The organism is Candidatus Accumulibacter sp. ACC005, assembly GCF_907163215.1.
Lineage (GTDB): Bacteria > Pseudomonadota > Gammaproteobacteria > Burkholderiales > Rhodocyclaceae > Accumulibacter > Accumulibacter regalis.
This window is the reverse complement of record NZ_CAJQUB010000006.1, coordinates 47,029-62,315: the sequence shown is the minus strand read 5'-3', so window position 1 is coordinate 62,315 and position 15,287 is coordinate 47,029. Positions and strand designations below refer to the sequence as shown.

Genomic DNA, 15,287 nt, shown 5'->3' with positions numbered 1-15,287 from the left:
GTTCCTTGGCTCAGCCAAGCACGTGGTAGCCGCCGTCGACGTAGGTCGTGTCGCCGGTGATCAGCTTGGCATAGTCGGTGGCCAGGAATGCGGTCGCCATACCCACGTCCTCGATGGTCACCAGTGCGCGCGACGGCGCGCGCTCGGCCGCTTTCTCCATCAGTTCGTCGAAACGGCCGATACCCGATGCCGCGCGCGTCGCGATGGGTCCCGGCGAGATGGGGTTGACGCGAATTCCCTTCGGACCCAGTTCCGCGGCCAGGTAGCGCGACGTCGCTTCGAGCGCTGCTTTTACCGGCCCCATCACGTTGTAGTTCTCGACCACCTTCTCGGCGCCGAAGTAGCTCATGGTGAACAGTGTGCCGCCGTTCTTCATCAGCGGTTCGGCGAGCCTGGCCATGTGGATGAACGAGTGGCAGGAGACGTCCATGGCCATCAGGAAGCCCTCGCGAGAGCAGTCGGTCACGCGGCCATGCAGATCCTCGCGCGGCGCAAAGGCAATCGAATGCAGGGCGAAGTCGAGCACGCCCCACTGCTTTTCGACGGCTGCGAAGACGGCTTCCAGTTGTCCTTCCTCGCGCACATCGCAGGGCAGATAGAGGGCCGGCGGGACGTCGAGCGCCTGCGCCAGCGGCTCGGTGAATCGCCGCGATTTTTCGTTCAGATAGGTGATGCACAGCTCGGCGCCGAGGCCACGAAAGGCCTGCGCGCAGCCCCAGGCGATCGACTGGTCGTTGGCGATGCCGAGGACGATTCCTTTCTTGCCGGCCAGTGGCTGTTGGCCAAGCTCGCGCTGAGTGCGCAGCCTGTCGAGCAGTCGGGTGTTGGTCTCTTTGTCGGTCATTGCTGGCTCCTTCCTGTTTCCATAAATTCGTTATGCGTATGACGGATCGTGCATCGCTGGTCGGGGTGGGTAGCAGCCATGATCGTAACACTGCCAGCGGTCGCGCTGCAGTTCGCCAGCAAGCGGCAACCGGGGCGCCGGCAGTGGCCGATGTCCGCCAGGCGTATTCGATGCTTCGCCAGGGTCCTTCGCCGCGAAGCAGCCACGGGCCGCTTCGCGGTGAAACGCCGACGAAATCCCGCCGCTGCAAGGACCCCGTTTGGCCTCAATGAGCGCCGAACGGGGCGTTGATTTCCAGCCAGAACAGGCGGGTTGCGATTTCAGAAGGATTGAACGACGATCTTGCCCTTGGCCTGCCCGGTCTCGATGAGCGCGTGCGCGGCGCGGATGTTTTCGGCGTTGATCGGGCTCAGGACCTTGTCGAGCGTCGTGCGTATGCGCCCGGCGTCGATCTCATTCGCCACATGGGTCAGCAGCCTGTGCTGCTCGATCATGTCCGCTGTCTGGAACATGGCGCGGGCGAACATGAACTCCCAGCGCAGGCTGGCGGCCTTCATCTTCATCCCGGCCATCGGCATCGGCAGGTCGGTGTCATCGATCGTGACAATCGCACCTTGCGGCCGGATCAGCTCGACCGCCGTTTCCCAATGGCGCATGTCGTTGAAGATAGCGACGTGATCGACATGGTCAAAGCCGAGCGCACGCACCTGTTCAACCATCGGCTGGCGGTGATTGACGACATGATCCGCGCCAAGCTCTCTGACCCAGCTTTCCGTCTCCGGGCGCGACGCCGTGGCGATGACGACCAGCCCGGCCGCCTTGGCCAGTTGAATGGCGATCGAACCGACACCTCCGCCGGCACCGATGATGAGCACCGACTGTCCCGCGTCCGCACCATCGCGATCAATGCCCAGACGGTCAAAGAAAGCCTCGTAGGCGGTGATCGTCGTCAGCGGCAGCGCCGCCGCTTCGGCGAAGCTGAGGCTCTTCGGCTTGAATCCGACAATGCGCTCATCAACCAGTTGAAACTCGGCATTGGAACCCGAGCGGGTGATGTCGCCGGCGTAATAGACTTCATCGCCGGGTTTGAACAGGGTGACCTCCGGGCCTGCCGCCTCGACAATCCCGCTGGCATCCCAGCCAAGGACGCGGGGGGAATCTTCGATCTTTTCCTTGGGGCTGCGAACCTTGGTGTCGACCGGGTTGACCGATATGGCCCTGACCGAGACGAGAAGGTCGCGACCGGCTGCCGAGGGCTTGGGCAACTCGACGTCAAGGAAGGCTTTCGGGTTGTCGACCGGAAGGTAATGGGTAAGAGCGACAGCTTTCATTCGTGAATCTCCTGATGGCCAAGCTTGCGCTCAGCCGATGTGGGTCATTTCGTTGAGCGTGAATTGCGCGACGGCGCCGTCGGTGGCTTGCAGATAGGCGGCAAGGTGCGGGGCATTCATGTGCCTCTGCCACAGCTCGCGCGACTCCCAGTTTTCAAAGACCATGAAATGCGCCGGATGGTCGTTGTCGCGGTGCAGGTCATACTGCAGGCAGCCCTGTTCGGCGCGCGTGATCGGCAGGAGCTTTTCCAGCTCTGCCTTGACCAGGTCAATCCGATCGGGGTTGGCGTGGATGTTGGCGACGATGGTCAGTTTGGTCATTTCCTTCACTCCTTTATCCGTGGTGGGAGCACTATAGCTGTTTGCAAAGACCGGATAAACTGGCAGGATACGAAAAGATAATCCGGAAAACCCGTACAATGCTGTTCAACAACATCGCCCTGTTCCTGCAAATCGTCGAGAAGGGTGGCCTGGCCGCCGCTGGTCGTGAAGCCGGGCTTTCGTCGACCACCGTATCCGAGCGGCTTTCTGCCCTCGAGGCTCATTTTGGCGTTGTCCTCCTGAACCGCACGACACGCGCGATCAGCCTGACCGAGGAGGGGCGCACGCTGGTCGACGGCGGCAAACGGGTTCTCGAGGAGCTCGAGGATCTGGGAGCGCGCATCCGCCTGGGTGCGCAAACCCTCTCCGGTCCGATCCGCATCAGCGCTCCAAGCGATGTCGGGCGGACCCTGGTTGCGGCCGAGATCAGCCGCTTCCTGGCAGAACACCCGGCCATCTCGATCGAGCTTCTGCTTTCCGACGCCTACGTCGATATTGTGGGCCAGGGTTTTGATATGGCACTGCGCTTCGGGTCGGTCACCGACAGCTCGTTGCGCGTTCGGAGCCTGGGTCAGAAACGGCGCGTTCTTTGCGCCGCGCCGACCTATCTTGCAGCACGGGGTATCCCGCAAAAACCCGTAGACCTGAAGGATCACAATTGTCTTGTCATGCGATTTGGCCAGAATCTCGACAACGTCTGGCGCTTCGGTCCCGACACGAAGCCGCAGTTCGTCACGGTGCGCGGCGACCGGGTGGCCAATGACGGGGCGCTCGTGCGCCAGTGGTGCCTTGCGGGTCACGGGATCATGCTCAAGTCGGAACTCGATGTCGTGCCGGATATCAGGGCTGGCAGGCTGCTCGAGCTTCTTGCCGACCACGCTCAGCCCGCCTCACCCCTGCAAATGCTGTTTCCCCCCAGCCGGGCTCAGCCAAGGCGCGTGCGCGCACTTGCCGACCGGCTCGCCCTAAGGCTGCAGGGAGCGTGGGAAAGCTGAGCCATGGCTTCCCGCGTGTGGTCGGCGTCGGTTACCAGGACAGGGTATTCCGGGAGTCGGGCCGAGCGGCCGGTCTCTGAGGAGTTACCTGCCGTTCGGGCAGCGCAATTTTTTCGCGCCGGCTACGGCGTGTCGAAACATTTTACAGTTGTCGTCGCGCCAGGCCAGTCGGCGGCGCGTCCGGCGAACGAAAACGTATATAAATTAGAACATTAAAAATATCGGCATAAATTTTGCTTTTGTGATTCGTGGCCGGCGACAGCCGGCCTGGCTCGTGCGCAATGCAATTTCGTGGTTGCCAGAAGATTGGGTGGCGATGGGTAGGCAGACGCATGCTTTCCCTCGTGCGGTTTGCAAACTCTGGCGTCCCCCTTTTTTCAGTTCAGATCTTCACTTCTGGGAACCCCAATGACCATAACGAATAGGTTTTTGCGTCGCGCTGCGATGCTGGCTGCCGCAGGTCTTGCCACCGGCTTCGCTTCCACCGTCGGTGCTGTGGTGGTAGTCACGGATCCTTGCACGGTGGCCGCATTCAATTCCTGCTACATCGGTGTTGACGGAACGGACACGCAGACGTTGAACACGACCGCGGGGCCGTACAACTTCGTCGGTCTCGGCGTTGTCGCCTCAGAGCCGGGTATTACGCCGCCCTCACCACCGAACACCGGGCCAGTGAGCGGTACGCTCAATGTGAACGCCGGGGGGTCGATTTCCCTCAACTATCTCCCCGGTACGATTGGTGCACCCACTTTCCGGCCGGTGGACAACAGCGTACTGCTCGGGGTATCGGGAGGTTCCGCGGGAACGCTGAACGTCAATGGCGGCTCGGTCACCACCCCAATCCTCATCGTGGGCAACGATTTCGGGCGCCCCGCCTCGACCGGCACGGCGAGCATTTCCGGCGGAGGCAAGGTCACCGCGACGCTTGACAGTGGTTCCAGTGGGCCAATACCTGGTTATGCTGCAGTCAACATCGGGCGCGGGGCTGGCAGCACGGGGACGGTTACGGTGGCTGGCGCAGGGTCCGAGTTGAATGTGAATGCGGGCAATGGCGCGATTCAGACGAGTAACGGTGGCCACATCAGTGTGGGAAGGAGCGGCTCGGGAAGCCTCAGCGTTCTGGACGGCGGGCAGGTGCTTGGATCGAGGGCTTTGAGTACCATCTTCGGCTCGACGTCAGATCCCGCCGGAACTTCCAGCATCCTGGTAGACGGCGCTGGGTCCAAGCTCACGGCAAACCAGATCTTGCTGGGTGTGGGATTGGGACCTTTCCCCGGTGGCGACTTTGGCGCCCTGCCCGTGCCGGACTTCAATAGCCCCAACCACGGTACTGGAACGCTCAACGTGCGCAATGGTGGCGAGGTCGTGGCGAATGTGTCCATGGGTGCCGGTGGCACGCTCCGGGGTAACGGAACCATTACCGGCAATGTGACGAGCACGGGCACCGTGGCCCCGGGCAACAGTCCCGGTACGCTGAAAATTGCCGGTGATTTCACCCAGACCGGAGGCGTGTTAGAGATACAGATCGCGAATGCAACAGACTTCGACATCGTCGACGTGGACGGCTTTGCGTCGCTGAATAACGTCTTGATCGAGTTTCTGTTTATCGATGGCTACGCCCCGACGGCCGGGACGTCGTTCAACTTCCTTCAGGTGGGTCCGGGTAGCCTCCTGACCAACGTCGGTGCGACTTATCAATATTCGGGACTGCAGCCCGGGTTCGAATATGCCGTTACCAGCGACAATGGCGCCATGACGCTCGTTGCACGGAACAATGGCGTCGCTGTCCCTGAGCCGGGGACACTGGCGCTGCTGCTCGCCGGACTGTCCGGGTTCGCTGTGCGGCGCCGCGCCGCGCTGCACCATGGGTGATCGGCGGCTTCCCTTCGTTGTGCGCTGATGGTCTGCAGCAGAGCCGAGCAAAGGTCGGGCGGGGCGCGTGTCAAGCCCGCCCCCATCCGGAGCATGGCCCGCGGCAGACTGTTCACGTGCTCTGTCGCCGGTTGACCGTGAAGTCGCGATTTGCGCCTGAGCAGCAGTTGCCCGGATGTTCAACCAGGCGGTAGTGGCCAGTGGCTGAAAATGCTTCCCGACGCAACCGCAGTTTAGCGTCCGCGCGAGCGCTTGTTGTGGGGCTTGGCAACCATCGGCTCGGGCTCCGCGGGCGGGTGGCGAACCACCGCCACGAGTTCGTCAGGCTCGTACCAGAACTCGCCATGGGGACCACTGAGACGGCCGGTAATCAGCAAGATCAGACCCTCCACCACATTAACCTGGGTGATCGTTTCCCAAGTATCGGTGGGGTGTTTGCTGGTGCCGAGACCGTTGTAGATTAAATCGCCGAGCCGGACTTCGGCCGCGGCTATCTTGATTCTGGTGGTCATACCCGCTCCCTTCTGGACCGCCCGCCGCCCACGCACGGACACAGGCCGATCATGCGCCTTTCCGACGACACTTTCAGCAAGCTGGACGGCAATTTGAAACCATGTCGTCGCTGGAGTTAACAAGTTCCATACTGCGTGCAACAGTACACAGGCTCGCCATCGCCCGATGAATCGGGCTCCTACCGGGAGGAGTTGCGCGTACTTTTCCTGCGTCGCGATTGGTCGGACGATCGCGGCCAAGACGGGTGCGGAAAATGGCCGCTGTCTGTGGGCGTGAGGGGCTGGCCCGGACTGCACCGGGATCCAGGTCTGGCGCAGCCGTCCAGGGGAGGGAAGGCACGGGGCGGCCGTCAAGATTTGCCGCCGCCTTGGGAAGCCTCGCACAAGCAGCGGCTGGCGCCCGCCGCTACGCACCGGCAGCCAGGTTTTCCACGGTCGGCCGGGCCTTGGCCTATCATTGAGCGTCCCATTCAATTGCCAAGGCGTCCAGGGCCATGCCGAAATTCCGTCTGACGCTGCTCGGCGGCTTTCGCCTCGACGACGAGGACGGCCGGGAAATGGCCGTCGCCTCGCGCAAGGCGCAGGGCATGCTTGCCGTTCTCGCCGCCCACAGTCCTGCTGCCGTCACGCGCGAACGCATCGCGGCGATCTTCTGGGGTGATCTCGCGGAAGAGCGCGCTCGTCACAGCCTGCGTCAGGTGCTTACGGCCCTGCGGCGGGATGCGCCGATTGTCGAGGCCGGCGGCGAGACACTCCGCCTGGATACGCGTGTGTGCTCGTCCGACCTGGCCGAATTCGCGGCGCTCGCGGTGAGTACGGACGGCGCGGAACTTGCGCAAGCGTTGACGCTCCACGGCGGGCCTCTTGTCGACGGACTGGCGACGAAAGAGGAGGCGTTCGAGGACTGGCTGTGCGCCGAGCGCACGCGGCTGGCGAAGGTGGCGGCGGACGCGATGATGCGGCTGGCCGCACACCATGCGGGGAAAATGGAGCATGAGAACGCCGTACGGCTGCTGCGCCGGCTGCTCGCCGACGATCCCGTGAACGAGGGCGCCCAGCGCGCCCTGATGCGCGCGCTGGATGCCCTGGGCAGGCGCAGCGAAGCACTTTCCCAGTACAAGCTGTGCAGGGATCTGTTGCGGAAGGAACTGCAGATCGAACCCGACGACGCAACGCAGGCGCTGCACGAGGCCATGCGTCAGGACAGCGGCACGTTGCGCGGCGGCGAAGGCCGCGGGCAACCGGTCCTTGCCGTCCTGCCGTTTGCCAATGTCGCGCGCGCGCCCGAACTCGAGTCGCTTGCCGCGTCGATGGCCGATGAGCTGAGCCGACAGCTGTCGCGCACACCGGGGTTCAGGGTCGTCGTGCAGCCAGCGGTCGTTGCGGCGATGCAGCCGAATCCGGACGATCTGGTTCAACTCGCGCGGGTCTTGGGTGCAAGCTATCTGGTCACCGGCAGCCTGCGCCGGCCCGAGAGCGGGTGTCTGCGCGTTGCGCTGCAGATCGTCGACGGGGAAAAGGCTCAGTACCTGTGGAGCCTGCAACACGATCTGGCGTCGTGCGGGACCAGTTCCGAGGTCGACGACTTCGTTGCCGCGACCGCGGCCAGGATCGAACAGCAGCTCAGCCTCGCCGAGGCCGCAGCGGGCGCTGCTCACGGCGACCGGCAGGAGGCCTGGCACAAGACGCACCAGGGGGCGAGTGCCCTGTTCTCGGCCGGGTGGTCGGAAGCCGCGGTGGACGCCGCCGTGCGCTTCTATCGGGAGGCGATCGCGCTCGATCCCGGACTTGCGCTGGCGCGTGCGCACAAGGCGATGATCATCGCCTTCGCCCACGACTGGGGATTGCTGCACGGCGTGCAGGCCCGGGAGGAGGCGTTCGCCGCCGCGGAAAAGGCGCTGGAGCTGGAACCGACGCGCTCCGAAGTTCTCGGCATGGCGGCATGCGCCATTGCCCACCTCGGCGATCCGGCGCGCGCGGTGCCGTTGCTGGAGCGGGCGATCGAGGAGAACCCGAACAATGCGCAGGCCTGGGCAGCGCTCGGCGCGACGCGGCTGCTGCAAATGCAGTTCGAAACTGCCGTCGAGGCACTGCGCCGCGGTCTGCGCACCAGTCCGACCGACTACCGTCGCTCGGTTTGGCTGACGGCGCTGGCCAGTGGCCTGGTCCGCCTCAACCGGCTCGACGAAGCGCTCGATGCGGCGAATGGCGCTTGCCGGGCGGACGCAAGATTCTATCCGGCGCGAATTGTCCTGGCCATGGTCCTGAGCAAGCTCGGCAAGGATGGCGAGGCGGTCAGGGCGCTCGCCGAGGCAAGGCGCATACGTCCGCAACTCACGCCGGCCGAAATGCGGCGCTTTGTCGGCAGCGCCCTCGACCGCCTCGCCATCTCGTCCGGATGCTGAAAGATCGCGCGGCATTTGACGGCGAATTGACGACCGTTTGACGCTTTCCGGGACGCGCGATTGACGCCCCCGCAAGAAACTCCTTACGAGCCCCGGACCGGCAGCAAGCGCTCACCGGTCGATCGACAACCCGTAAGGAGAAGACAAATGAACCAGCAAGCCATGCAAGTCGCGCTGCAACGCGCCGAGCACGTTTTTTCGAAACATCCGGCAACGGCGCAGATGAGCACGATTGCGCGGGCGACCGTCCGCGACGGCATGCGCTGTGAATTCAGCGAAGACGACTGGACCTTCGTCGCCGACATGCCCGAGCCCATTGGCGGCACCGCCAGCGGACCGACGCCGAGCACCTTTGTGCGCGCCGCGCTGAGCACCTGCCTGGCGATCGGCTATTCGATGCGCGCCGCCTACCTCGGCGTCCCGATTCGCGGCGTCGAGGTCGAGCTGCGCGCCGAGGCGGACATTCGCGGCCTGTTTTGCGGTCAGGCCGAAGTGCCGAACTATCGTTCTCTCGCCTATCTCGTCACCTTCGACAGCGACGCGCCTGAAAGCGACCTGCAGCGGGTTATCGACGAGGCCGACGCGCGCAGTCCGGACCTGCAGCTGTTCAGAAAAGCCCAGAGTCTGAGCCGCGAGATGCGCGTCCTGCGGACGACGGCGGTCGCGTGATGGACGCGCGCCTGCAACGCCGTATCCAGCGCTACGGCTGGGACCACGCCGTCGATTTCTATGACCAGCACTGGATGAGCCAGGTGCTGCCCGCGACGCAGGGCGTGCTCGAGCGCGCAGCCATCGAGCCGGGCGATCGCGTCCTCGACGTGGCGTGCGGAACGGGCGTCCTGGCGATTGCGGCGGCGACCGCGGTCGGCAACGATGGCTCAGTGATCGGAATCGATCTGTCGGGGAAGATGGTAGACGCCGCGCGTGCCGCCGCTTCGGCTCTCGGTCTCGACAACTGTCGCTTCGAACGCGGTGACGGCGAGGCGCCACCCGATCCGGAGGGTGGTTTCGACGTCATCCTGTGCGGTCTCGGGCTGATGTACATGCCGGATCCGGAGCAAGCGCTCGCGGTGATGGCACGGAGGCTCGCGCCCGGCGCCCAGCTGGCGGTATCGGTCTGGGGGCAACGCAGTCATTGCGCCTGGGCGGAGATCTTTTCCATCGTCGACGCGCGCGTCGAGTCCGAGGTTTGCCCACTGTTCTTTCGCACCGGCAGCGGCGATACCCTGCATCACGCGCTCCACGCTGCCGGCCTGAGCGGGGTGGCGAGCGAACGTCTATCCGTGCTTCTGCGCTATGGCAGCGCCGCCGAAGCCTGCGACGCGGCCTTTCTCGGGGGGCCGGTCGCCCTGGCCTACTCGCGCTTCGATGCGCCGACCCGCGCAGCGGTACGCGCCGAGTATCTGCGCTCGCTCGAATCCTGCAGACTCGGCGAGGGCTATGCGATTCCAGGCGAGTTTCTTATCGGCTACGGTGTCAAAGCGGCGGCGGCCGGAAGTCAGCCAGTGCTGAAAGTTCGCCGGAAGGGGGCGACGCCATGACCGCGAAGACAATTTCCGCTTGCCGGATCACCGGGGAAAACAAGGCCGACAGGTCAGAGCGCTTGCGTTGGGAGCCAGCGCCATGAGCCTACCCGTGTGGATGTTGCTTGGATTTGCCGCGTGGACCGTGCTGTTGTTGTTGAGCACGGTTGGCGTCTATCGCTGGAGTCTGATTCTGGCGGGTCGCGTACCGATAAGCAGTTTCCGGGCCGATCAGGTCGAGGGATCAGATCGCTACAAACGCGCGATGCGGGCACACGCAAACTGCATCGAGAATCTTCCGGTTTTCGGCGCCATCGTCGTTGCGCTGCACGTTGGTAACGTCGGCGGCACGCTTGTCGATGGGCTGGCAGCGGCGATTCTCGTGGCCCGCGTGATGCAATCGCTGGTGCACGTCTGTTTCGTCCAGACCGACACCGTGACAGCGCTCCGCTTCGCCTTCTTTCTGGTGCAGATTGTCGGCTATCTGGCGTTGATTGGGATCCTCGTCGCCAGGCTGGGCGGGGGCGTGTAACCGGCGCCTGCGGCGCAGGTCGGGGCGCGAAGCTGTCTGGCACCCGGCCGAGCAGTGCCGCGAGGAGTTTTTGCCGCGCGCAACGAATTCACGCGCTGAGAGTCGGACAGGCTGCGGCCGGCACGGCAGGGTCGCGTCACCCACCCGGAATGAGGAGAGGAGAATGAGAAAGGCAGGTCTTGTGCGTGCTGCGCTGACGCTCGCCACCGTGGTCAGCACGGTTGGCTTGGCGCAGGCAGCGGGCGGAGTGGTGAAAGTGACGCCCCTGGGCAGTCACGACGGCGAGTTCTGCAGCCTGGACCGGGCGATCGTCTTCGAAGATCCGGACGGAACGCGCATCCTTTATGACGCCGGGCGCACCGTTCGCGGTCCCGACGATCCACGCCTCGGCAGGATCGATGCACTGCTCCTGAGCCATGTCCATGGCGACCATCTGGGCGACTTGATCCAGCCGTCTGCGAACGCGGGGGAATGCGGCAAGCCGGATTTCTCGGTCAAGGTCACACCGAATTCGAATACGGCGAACATCGTCGTGGCGAAGAAGGCCAGCCTGCTGGTCGGTTCGGAGATGGGCAGTTTTTTCGCCAGCCGGATAAAGGAATTGGGCGGCGACCCGAAGCAGGTGCAACTGGTGCGCTTCGGCGCCAGCGCGAAGGTCGGCGGCGTGCAGGTGACGACGGTTCCGGCCGCGCACAGCAACGGCCTGCAGCCGGCATTCCTTGACCCGGCGCATCGCGACGCGCTGAGCAGGAACGGGCTTACCGCCTACGTCGGGCCGCCGACCGGCTACGTGCTGCGCTTCAGCAACGGTCTCGTCGCCTATCTCTCCGGCGACACTGGAATCACCGCCGAGCAGGATCTGGTGGTGCGCGGCTACTACAAGGCGAATCTTGTGGTGATCAACATCGGCGACGTGTTTACCACGGGCCCGATGGAGGCCGCGCACGTCATCAATGAACTCGTCAAGCCGAACTCGGTCATCGTCTCACACGCCAACGAGGCGTCGACCCGGGATGGCAAGCTGCGGCCGGACACCAAGGCCGCGGCGTTCAGGACGGCGAGCAAAGTGCCGACGCACCTGCCGCTTAGCGGGGTGACGATGGCCTTCGACGGCAAGGGAACGTGCGTGGCGGGCTGTTGAGCGGAGTTGCCCGTGCTTGCTCGCCAAGTGCTGGAGAAAAGCTTGTCGCGGCGACCGAACGGAGGCTTGAAGGCGGGGCCAATGGCACCATGTAGGTGATATCGATCCTGGAGCCTCCGCTGCCGCCATGAGTACCCCGAAAATAGTTGTCTGCCCGCATTGCCACCGCCCGAACCGGGTGCCTGAAGAGCGTCTAGGCGATGGCGGCCAATGCGGTCACTGTCAATCGCCGCTCTTTGACGGGACGCCAACCGCGCTGAATGCAGCCAGTTTCGACCGCCATGTCGAACGCTCGGAACTGCCGATCCTGGTCGACTTCTGGGCACCGTGGTGCGGCCCCTGTCGGGCCATGGCGCCGGCGTTCGCGGCGGCTGCAAGGCAACTCGAACCCGCCGCGCGCCTGGCCAAGGTCAATACCGAGGAAGAGCAGGGGCTTGCCGCCCGCTTTGGCATCCGTTCGATTCCGACGCTGGTCGTTTTCCGGAACGGCCGGGAAATCGCCCGTCAGGCCGGGGCGATGGATACGGCGAGCATTGTTCGCTGGTTGCGGTCGCTGCACTGACGGCTGTTCTCTTGCCCGGGTAAGAAGCATTTCCGCGGTCTTCGGCCAAGCATGCGCTTGCCTGCCTGGCGCATCGCGCCGACCGCCTGCAAGCGCTGCGGCGCGCCTTTCGGCAAGCCCCGCCGATGCCTTTCGTCAATCAGATAAAGCTTTGAACAAAAGCAAGTTTTTACTGGTTGTCTGACATATTTCCCGGGTGGTCGGCCTGCTACAATCGTTCCCGTTCTGTTGCGTTTGTTGGATTTTTTTACCGGGAGCAGGTTGTCATGAACGAAGTTGATGTGGGCTTTCAGATCCCCTTGTCGGTGCAGGAAATTCTGGAAGCATGTCCGAAATTTACCGTGGCCAGTACCTGGCAGGAGTTGTACGAGCTGGCGACGCGCGACGCCGTGAACGGCGTCCATGAGGTGGCCTACGAAGTGCCTGGCCGGGGCCGGGTGCTAGAGGCCAACGTGTGCCGGGTCAAGAACGGCATTGCGGCCAATTACGTCGAGCCCTACATGCGCCGCCGCGATCCCGATTGCATGGTCATCGCCGACGACCTGCCGACCGACAAGCCGCGCTTCGAGGACCAGTACGGCGAATCTTTCGAGCCACTGCGCGGCGAAACCTTTGCCTGGCTGAAGACCCAGGAGCTGGCGCTGTTTCCGTTTATCGCGGGAGTTCCCGGCATGGGTATGGATGCTCTGGTGGTGGCTCCGGCCAACGCCGGCTTCTTCGCCCTCGGGCTGGCCTTGCTGCAGGGGATCATGGACGAGAAGGCCTTGTCGGCGGACTTTGACCCGAAGGCCGTGATCTTCGTCGCGCCGCCGTTCCGCCATACCCATTTCAAGGGCAAGCAGATGGTGGTGCACAACCGCCGTCCCGGTCGGCACGAATTGTTCAGCTACAATCTCTATCCGGGCCCGAGTGCCAAGAAAGGCATCTACGGCGTACTGCTCGCCCTCGGTGAACGCGAGCACTGGCTGACCGCGCACTGTGCGACGGTGCAGGTCATCACCCCCTATGCGAACAAGCTGTGCATCATGCACGAGGGTGCCAGCGGCGGTGGCAAGAGCGAAATATTGGAGCAGGTGCATCGCCAGAAGGACGGGGCGCTGTTGCTCGGCACCAACGTCCTGTCGGGCGAACGCCGCACCCTGGTGCTGCCGCACAACTGCGAACTGCGCGCGGTGACCGACGATATGGCATTGTGCCATCCCTCGCTGGGCAAGAACGACGGGCGCCTGGCGTTGATCGATGCCGAACAGGGCTGGTTTGTGCGCGTCAATCACATTACCCGCTACGGCACCGACCCCAACCTCGAGAAGATGACCATCCATCCCAGCGAGCCGATGTTGTTTCTCAACATCGACGCCCACCCGGGTAGCACGGCGCTGATCTGGGAGCATATCGAGGACGAGCCCGGCAAGCCGTGTCCAAACCCGCGCGTCGTCATTCCGCGCAAGGCGGTGCCGGGCGTCTATCAAGGCGCCGTCAGTGTAGACATTCGCAGCTTCGGTGTGCGCTGTCCGCCGAACACCAGCGAAAACCCGACCTACGGTATCGTTGGCATGTTCCATCTGCTGCCACCGGCGCTGGCGTGGTTGTGGCGGCTGGTCGCACCGCGTGGGCATGCCAATCCGAGCATCGTGGCCACCGAAGGCATGACTTCTGAGGGCGTGGGTTCGTACTGGCCCTTCGCTACCGGACGCATGGTGGACCAGGCCAACCTGCTGCTCGACCAGATCGTCGCCACCCCGCGCATGAAGTACATCCTGTGCCCGAATCAGCACGTTGGCGCGTGGGAGACCGGTTTCATGCCGCAATGGATCGCCCGCGAATATCTCGCTCGTCGCGGTGGCGCGCGCTTCGCGCCAGAGCAGGTCACTCCGTCGCGCTGTCCGCTGCTCGGCTTTGCGATGAAGAGCGTGGTGGTCGAGGGACAGACCATTCCCGGGATCATGCTGCAGGTCGAGAAACAGCCGGAGGTCGGCAACGAGACTTATGATGCGGGCGCCAAGCAACTGACCGACTTCTTTCATGATGAGCTGAGGCAGTTCCTGCAAGACGACATCAATCCTCTGGGCCGCAAGATTATCGAGTGTTGCCTGGCGGGCGGTTCGGTCGAAGACTACGTGGCCCTGTTGCCGATCCAGGTTCTCGAAGAGGACGATTGACGCAGGAGTCCGGAAAATCCGACGAAGCTGAAGATTCCGACCCCTGGGCGCGCGTGCAGTCTCACGACCGCACGCGCCGTCGCTTGTTTCAGCTAACCGCCATGCCGACGCTCTCGCGCCGGGCAGCGGCGACCATTACCGCCACGGCGCACGAGGCCAGCCGGGTCATCACCGAGTCCGCGCGGCTGGTCAGGATGATCGGCACCTTCGCGCCGAGCACGATGCCGGCTGCGTCGGCACCGGCGAGGAAGGACAGGCTCTTGGCGAGCATGTTGCCTGCTTCGAGATCGGGGACCACGAGCACATTGGCACGGCCGGCCACCGGCGACTTGATCTTCTTGATGGCGACCGATTCCAGGCTGATGGCGTTGTCGAGCGCCAATGGACCATCGAGGATGGCTCCGGTGATCTGGCCCCGATCTGCCATCTTGCACAGCGCGCCAGCTTCGACGGTCGACGGCACCTTCGGGTTGACCGTCTCCATCGCCGACAGAATGGCCACGCGCACCTCGGGAATGTACAGCGCGTGCGCGAGGTCGATGGCATTCTGGATGATGTGTACCTTGTCTTCCATGCTCGGCGCGATGTTGATGGCGGCGTCAGTGACAATCAGGGTTTCCGCGTAGCTCGGAACATCCATGACGAAGCAATGACTGACCCGGCTCGCCGTGCGCAGCCCGATGTTGCGCGCGACGACGGCAGCCATCAGTTCGTCGGTGTGCAGGCTGCCTTTCATCAGCGCCTCGGCCTTGCCCTCGCGAACCAGCGCCACGGCCATTTCGGCGGAGGCCTCGCTGTGCGGGGTGTCAACGATCGGCAGCCCAGAAATGTCGATGCCATGTCCCCTGGCGATGGCTTCGATCCGCGCCTGTGGGCCGACCAGGATCGGCGCGATCAAGCCCATCTGTGCCGCGTCGATGGCGCCCCGTAGCGAGCTCTCGTCGCAAGGGTGGGCGACCGCCGTCGGCGTCGGCGGCAGCGCCTTGCATGCGTCGATCAGGCGCTGGTACTTCTCGTGCTTATGTTCCATGGTGGGTTCTCCCCTGCGATGTTGGTCGTTGGCTGGCTGGTGTCAGTCGGATTGCTCGCC

At 63.9% G+C, this 15,287-nt stretch carries 14 protein-coding genes; 9 read left to right on the top strand and 5 right to left on the bottom strand.

All coding sequences use genetic code 11. The features are described from left to right. Positions 1-10 precede the first annotated feature (10 nt). From fabI to QZ613_RS07495, 3 genes are all read right to left on the bottom strand, one after another. Positions 11-844 carry an enoyl-ACP reductase FabI gene (gene fabI, locus QZ613_RS07505; RefSeq protein ID WP_291867936.1) on the bottom strand — a complete coding sequence of 278 codons (834 nt, stop codon included), beginning with the start codon at positions 842-844 and terminating at the stop codon, positions 11-13. 320 nt (positions 845-1,164) lie between these two features. After that, positions 1,165-2,175 (bottom strand): zinc-binding alcohol dehydrogenase family protein, encoded by a 1,011-nt coding sequence (locus QZ613_RS07500; RefSeq protein ID WP_291981921.1) that lies wholly within the window; start codon positions 2,173-2,175, stop codon positions 1,165-1,167. 30 nt (positions 2,176-2,205) lie between these two features. Beyond that, positions 2,206-2,496 carry a putative quinol monooxygenase gene (locus QZ613_RS07495; protein WP_291903388.1) on the bottom strand — a complete coding sequence of 97 codons (291 nt, stop codon included), beginning with the start codon at positions 2,494-2,496 and terminating at the stop codon, positions 2,206-2,208. Between the two features lie 98 nt (positions 2,497-2,594). Between QZ613_RS07495 and QZ613_RS07490 the strand changes: the two genes are divergently transcribed. Beyond that, positions 2,595-3,491, top strand: a complete 897-nt coding sequence (locus QZ613_RS07490; RefSeq protein WP_043568512.1) for a LysR family transcriptional regulator — start codon at positions 2,595-2,597, stop codon at positions 3,489-3,491. A gap of 408 nt (positions 3,492-3,899) precedes the next feature. Beyond that, positions 3,900-5,363: a PEP-CTERM sorting domain-containing protein gene (locus tag QZ613_RS07485; RefSeq protein WP_291981919.1), complete on the top strand. Its 1,464-nt coding sequence runs from the start codon at positions 3,900-3,902 to the stop codon at positions 5,361-5,363. Between the two features lie 233 nt (positions 5,364-5,596). On the opposite strand, the gene QZ613_RS07480 is transcribed toward QZ613_RS07485, so the two are convergent. Continuing rightward, a complete protein-coding gene (locus tag QZ613_RS07480; protein ID WP_291981917.1) occupies positions 5,597-5,875 on the bottom strand; it encodes a hypothetical protein in 279 nt (92 codons plus the stop codon). Positions 5,876-6,369: 494 nt separating this feature from the next. On the opposite strand from QZ613_RS07480, the gene QZ613_RS07475 reads away from it, so the two are divergent. From QZ613_RS07475 to QZ613_RS07445, 7 genes are all read left to right on the top strand, one after another. After that, a complete protein-coding gene (locus QZ613_RS07475; RefSeq protein WP_291981915.1) occupies positions 6,370-8,280 on the top strand; it encodes a BTAD domain-containing putative transcriptional regulator in 1,911 nt (636 codons plus the stop codon). Positions 8,281-8,427: 147 nt separating this feature from the next. After that, positions 8,428-8,949: an OsmC family protein gene (locus QZ613_RS07470; protein ID WP_291981913.1), complete on the top strand. Its 522-nt coding sequence runs from the start codon at positions 8,428-8,430 to the stop codon at positions 8,947-8,949. Beyond that, a complete protein-coding gene (locus QZ613_RS07465; protein WP_291981911.1) occupies positions 8,949-9,821 on the top strand; it encodes a methyltransferase domain-containing protein in 873 nt (290 codons plus the stop codon). Before QZ613_RS07470 ends, QZ613_RS07465 begins: the two co-directional genes overlap by 1 nt. A gap of 82 nt (positions 9,822-9,903) precedes the next feature. Further along, entirely contained in the window at positions 9,904-10,335 is a 432-nt protein-coding gene (locus QZ613_RS07460) for an MAPEG family protein (protein WP_291981909.1), read from the top strand. A 163-nt stretch (positions 10,336-10,498) separates the two neighbouring features. Then, complete coding sequence (locus QZ613_RS07455; protein WP_291903396.1) at positions 10,499-11,476, top strand: MBL fold metallo-hydrolase; 978 nt, start codon at positions 10,499-10,501, stop codon at positions 11,474-11,476. A 127-nt stretch (positions 11,477-11,603) separates the two neighbouring features. Beyond that, a complete protein-coding gene (trxC, locus tag QZ613_RS07450) occupies positions 11,604-12,038 on the top strand; it encodes a thioredoxin TrxC (RefSeq protein ID WP_043568520.1) in 435 nt (144 codons plus the stop codon). Positions 12,039-12,304: 266 nt separating this feature from the next. Continuing rightward, positions 12,305-14,197 (top strand): DUF4914 family protein, encoded by a 1,893-nt coding sequence (locus QZ613_RS07445; RefSeq protein ID WP_291903399.1) that lies wholly within the window; start codon positions 12,305-12,307, stop codon positions 14,195-14,197. Positions 14,198-14,285: 88 nt separating this feature from the next. Here the strand turns inward: QZ613_RS07445 and QZ613_RS07440 are convergent, their stop codons facing one another. Next, on the bottom strand, positions 14,286-15,227 hold the full coding sequence (locus QZ613_RS07440; RefSeq protein ID WP_291863550.1) for a phosphate acetyltransferase: 942 nt from the start codon (positions 15,225-15,227) through the stop codon (positions 14,286-14,288). Between the last annotated feature and the right edge of the window lie 60 nt (positions 15,228-15,287).

Excerpts from the sequence above, each read along its gene's own strand:
- fabI (WP_291867936.1), bottom strand. The coding sequence starts at position 844 with ATGACCGACAAAGAGACCAACACCCGACTGCTCGACAGGCTGCGCACT.
- QZ613_RS07500 (WP_291981921.1), bottom strand. The coding sequence starts at position 2,175 with ATGAAAGCTGTCGCTCTTACCCATTACCTTCCGGTCGACAACCCGAAA.
- QZ613_RS07495 (WP_291903388.1), bottom strand. The coding sequence starts at position 2,496 with ATGACCAAACTGACCATCGTCGCCAACATCCACGCCAACCCCGATCGG.
- QZ613_RS07490 (WP_043568512.1), top strand. The coding sequence starts at position 2,595 with ATGCTGTTCAACAACATCGCCCTGTTCCTGCAAATCGTCGAGAAGGGT.
- QZ613_RS07485 (WP_291981919.1), top strand. The coding sequence starts at position 3,900 with ATGACCATAACGAATAGGTTTTTGCGTCGCGCTGCGATGCTGGCTGCC.
- QZ613_RS07480 (WP_291981917.1), bottom strand. The coding sequence starts at position 5,875 with ATGACCACCAGAATCAAGATAGCCGCGGCCGAAGTCCGGCTCGGCGAT.
- QZ613_RS07475 (WP_291981915.1), top strand. The coding sequence starts at position 6,370 with ATGCCGAAATTCCGTCTGACGCTGCTCGGCGGCTTTCGCCTCGACGAC.
- QZ613_RS07470 (WP_291981913.1), top strand. The coding sequence starts at position 8,428 with ATGAACCAGCAAGCCATGCAAGTCGCGCTGCAACGCGCCGAGCACGTT.
- QZ613_RS07465 (WP_291981911.1), top strand. The coding sequence starts at position 8,949 with ATGGACGCGCGCCTGCAACGCCGTATCCAGCGCTACGGCTGGGACCAC.
- QZ613_RS07460 (WP_291981909.1), top strand. The coding sequence starts at position 9,904 with ATGAGCCTACCCGTGTGGATGTTGCTTGGATTTGCCGCGTGGACCGTG.
- QZ613_RS07455 (WP_291903396.1), top strand. The coding sequence starts at position 10,499 with ATGAGAAAGGCAGGTCTTGTGCGTGCTGCGCTGACGCTCGCCACCGTG.
- trxC (WP_043568520.1), top strand. The coding sequence starts at position 11,604 with ATGAGTACCCCGAAAATAGTTGTCTGCCCGCATTGCCACCGCCCGAAC.
- QZ613_RS07445 (WP_291903399.1), top strand. The coding sequence starts at position 12,305 with ATGAACGAAGTTGATGTGGGCTTTCAGATCCCCTTGTCGGTGCAGGAA.
- QZ613_RS07440 (WP_291863550.1), bottom strand. The coding sequence starts at position 15,227 with ATGGAACATAAGCACGAGAAGTACCAGCGCCTGATCGACGCATGCAAG.